General features: G+C 71.7%; 3 protein-coding genes. 2 read left to right on the plus strand and 1 reads right to left on the minus strand.

The annotated features are described in order from the left end of the window. Positions 1-138 precede the first annotated feature (138 nt). Positions 139-564, minus strand: coding sequence for an alpha-amylase family glycosyl hydrolase (locus tag C1I93_RS29285; RefSeq protein WP_223256332.1), 426 nt, complete (start codon positions 562-564; stop codon positions 139-141). Positions 565-814: 250 nt separating this feature from the next. On the opposite strand from C1I93_RS29285, the gene C1I93_RS33010 reads away from it, so the two are divergent. Continuing rightward, entirely contained in the window at positions 815-2,515 is a 1,701-nt protein-coding gene (locus C1I93_RS33010) for a hypothetical protein (protein WP_262983575.1), read from the plus strand. A gap of 2 nt (positions 2,516-2,517) precedes the next feature. Then, the coding region (locus C1I93_RS29295) for an NADH-quinone oxidoreductase subunit NuoF family protein (RefSeq protein ID WP_111246494.1) at positions 2,518-3,883 on the plus strand (1,366 nt) is incomplete at its 3' end.

Raw genomic sequence — 3,883 nt, forward strand, 5'->3', positions numbered from 1 at the left:
AACCAGCGGTTGGGGTCGATGGTGATGATTGGCCGGTGCGGGTGCCGTTCGAGTAGGTGGTGTGGATGATGTCGCAGTAGCGGCCGGCCGGGAGGACGGTGTAGTGCGAGCGGCCGGTGATGGCGGATTCCTCGTCGCTCAGGGTGAGGAAGCCCTTGCCGGTGCGGCTGCGTCGGCGGCCGGCATGTGCCCGTTGCGCCCGCAGTAGTGGAAGTCCTGCGACTGGTAGATGCCCGGGTGGACGTGATGCTGGTACGCCGACCCGGCCCAGCCGGTGCCGCCGTTGGTCTGGCCGGACATGTGGTTGACGACGGCGTCCACGATCACCTTGGCGCCTGCCGCGTGGCAGGTGTGGGCCATGGACTTGAACTGGGCGCGGGTACCCTTGCGGGACTCGATCCGGTAGCTGACCGGCTGGTACGCCACCCACCACTGGTTGCCGCGTACGTGTTCCTGCGGCGGCGAGGCCTGGACGTAGCTGTAGCCCTTGGGGTCGAGGGTGCTCGTGGGGGTGGGTTGCTCAGATCTTGCAACCAGAGCTGAAAGATTGCAATCCGATTTCATCGACTGTCAACGCATGAATGTGAGTAACTGTTCGGGCCGCCTACACGCGCCGCGCGGGAGGACGGTTCGACAACTTGCTGAGATTTTTTCGTCGCACGCTGATCCGCTCGGGGCCCCACAGCCGTACTGGTGTGGGGAACAGGGTCGGCGGTGCGCCGCCGCGAGACGTTCAAGGAGCACAGTGGCCCGGGCTACGCAGAACGAGAAACCGCCTGCCGTCCGTACCAGCGTCAGCAGCAGAGGGATCCAGATGCGGTCCCGCGGTCAGATCCTGGCGCTCAGCGCGTGCGGGATCGCCGTGCTGTGGGCACTGATGATGCTCACCACCGGCGGCCAGAAGATGTACGCGATGGGCTTCTTCTTCACCGAGTTCTTCGCCGGTGTGGTCGCCCTCGTCGCGCTGAGCATCACCGTGATGATGGGGCTACTCTCCACCGACCGGCTGGTCCTGATGATCCGGCACCGGGTGCTGTTGCAGTCCGCGCACCGAGCCACCGGCATCCTCGGCGTCTCCGGCCTGGTCTTCCACGTGATCACGAAGCTCACCACCGGCCGGGCTGGCGTGACCGACGTGGCCGTGCCGTTCGTCGGTGGCCGGGGTCTCTACGTCGGCCTCGGCACCATCGCCGCGCTGCTCATGGTCGGTGTGCTCTGGACCGGCATCATCCGGGCCCGGTTCGCTGACATCGGCCCGAAGTGGGTGTGGCGGGCCCTGCACTCCATGGCGTACGTGTCCTGGCCGTTCGCCATCTTCCACGGCCTGGGCGCCGGCCGCGCGCCCGCCGGCTGGGTCAGCCTCAGCTACTTCCTCTGCGTGGTGCTGGTCGTGGTGGCGCTGATGGTGCGCCTCTCGGTGACCCTCCAGCGACGCAGCCGCGAACGGACCCAGGCCGCCGCGCTCAACGAGGCCATGACCGGCAAGGGCAGCGACGAGACCAAGGGCAAGTCGTTGCTGGGCAGCCTCACCAAGCGGGGCGGCGAGAACGAGCGGACCCGCCGGGACACCAGCTGGGCCGAGAGCACCTCCGGCACCTGGGCCAGCCCCACCATCCGCCGCAACGACCCGGAACGGTTCACCGTGCCGGTGGTGCCGGAGCCGGGCTCGCTGCGCGAGCCGGGTCGGCCCGCCCGGGAGCGCCGCGAGGAGGAGCTGGAGCCGGTGGTCCGGCGCGCGTCGCGCCGCGACGAGGAAGAGCTGGAGCGGGCCGTACGCCGGGAGACCGAGCTGCTCGAACCAGTGGCCCGCCGTCGTCGGGACGGGGAACCGGCTGCCCGGCGTACCACCCGACGGGACGCGGAGCGGGAGTCGGCGCGGGTCGAGGACGACCTGGAGCCGGTGAGCCGCCGCAGCCGTCGCGACGAGGAACCAAGCCGCAGCCGCACCGCCCGGCGGGACGCGGAGCGCGAGCCGGTTGCCCGTCGCTCGGCGCGTCGCCGCGAGGACGAGGAACTGCCGCTGGAGACCGACCGCGAGCCGGCGGGCCGGCGTCGCCGCGACGAGGAGGAGGTCGGCAGGTCCCGTCGCTCCCGGGCCACCACCGACGCCCGCAGCCGTTACTCCGCCCCGCCCGACCCCGGTCTGGAAGAGCCGGAGGAGCCCTGGGACAGCCCGCGCCGCTGGGAGGCGAACGCCCCCATCTCCGCCGGCCCGATCTCCGGTGCCCCCATCTCCGGCACGCCCATCTCCGGCTCGCCGATCTCCGCCGCGCCGCGCAGCGGCTCCGGCCGGCACAGCGTCGACGACGACCTGCCGGAGGAGACCGACTACTGGCGTCCGCCGGCGCGGTACACGCCGGACGACGCACCCGAGGACGACACCCCGACTCTTGTCGACCTCGCTTCCCGGCGGGCCCGCCGCGCCTCCTCCGCGGAGAGCCGGCTCCGCCGCCGGGCTGACCCGGACAGCGTCGACGGCGCCTACTGGGCTGGGCTGCGGGGTGAAGCCAAGTGAGCATGCGCACCACGGTCCCGCCGGTGGCCTGTATCGGTGAGCCCCGGCTCACCGCCGGGTTCGCCGAGTTCGGCCGGCTCGACATGCGCGCCCACGAGATGGTGCACGGCCCGCTCAGCCCGATGGAGCCCTCCGCGCTGCTGGGCCTCGCCGAGGGCATCCAGCTCAAGGGAAAGGGCGGCGCCGGCTTCCCGTTCGCCAGGAAGCTGCGCGCGGTGCTGGAGTCCTGCGAACGTCAGGACCTGCCGCCCGTGGTGGTGGTCAACGCCACCGAGGGCGAGCCGGCCAGCTGGAAGGACAAGGTCATCCTGACCCGGGCGCCGCACCTGATCCTCGACGGTGCCGCACTCGCCGCGTTCGCGCTCGACGCCGAGGAGATCGTGCTCTGCGTCGCCGACGACCTGATCGGCCGGGACTCCCTGATGGAGGCGCTGGAGGAACGGCGGATGCCGGTGCCGACGAGCGTGGTGACGGTGCCGCACCGGTTCATCAGCGGCGAGGGCGGCGCGCTCGTCAACGGCATCAACGGGTTGCCGCACATCCCGCCCGGCACCAAGAAGCGCTCCAGCGACTCCGGCGTGAACAACCTGCCCACGCTGCTGTCGAACGCGGAGACGTACTCCCAGATGGCGATCGCCGCCCGCCTCGGCCCGTACGAGTACGCGGCGCTCGGCACCGACGACGAGCCCGGCACCGTGCTGCTCAGCATCACCGGTGCGGCGAAGCGGCACGCGGTGGTCGAGTGCGCCGCCGGCACCCCGCTGCGGGAAGTCCTCGAACTCTGCGAGGTGCCCGAGGGTCCGGGCATCCTGATGGGCGGCTACCACGGCAAGTGGATCACCTGGGAGGCGGCGAACAAGGCCGAGGTCTCCCGCAAGGGGCTGGCCGCCGCCGGCGGCACCCTCGGTGCCGGCATCATCGTCCCGCTCGCCAACGACACCTGCCCGCTCGGCGAGGCCGCCCAGGTGGTGCGTTACCTGGCCGGCGAGTCCGCCGGACAGTGCGGCCCGTGCAAGCGGGGGCTGCCCGACCTGGCCCGCGCCGTCGACCTGGCGGTCTCCGGCAGCGCGCCGGTGGAAGTGGTCCGGGCCGCCGCCGGCGACGTCAAGGGCCGGGGCGCGTGCAGCCACCCCGACGGTACGTCCCGCTTCGCGCTCTCGGCGATGGAGGTCTTCGCCGACGACCTCAAGAAGCACACCACAGGCGAGGGCTGCGGCCGGCGGGTCAAGGGCGTGATGGGTCTGCCCGGCGCCCCCGACCCCGACCCGCAGAAACTGGTGCTGGACTGGTCCCGGTGCGACGGACACGGCCTCTGCGCCCACGTGGTGCCGGACTTCATCCGGCTCGACCAGAACGGCTACCCCGCCT

Origin of the sequence: Micromonospora endophytica (assembly GCF_003236305.1) — a bacterium.
Classification (GTDB): Bacteria; Actinomycetota; Actinomycetes; order Mycobacteriales; family Micromonosporaceae; genus Micromonospora; species Micromonospora endophytica.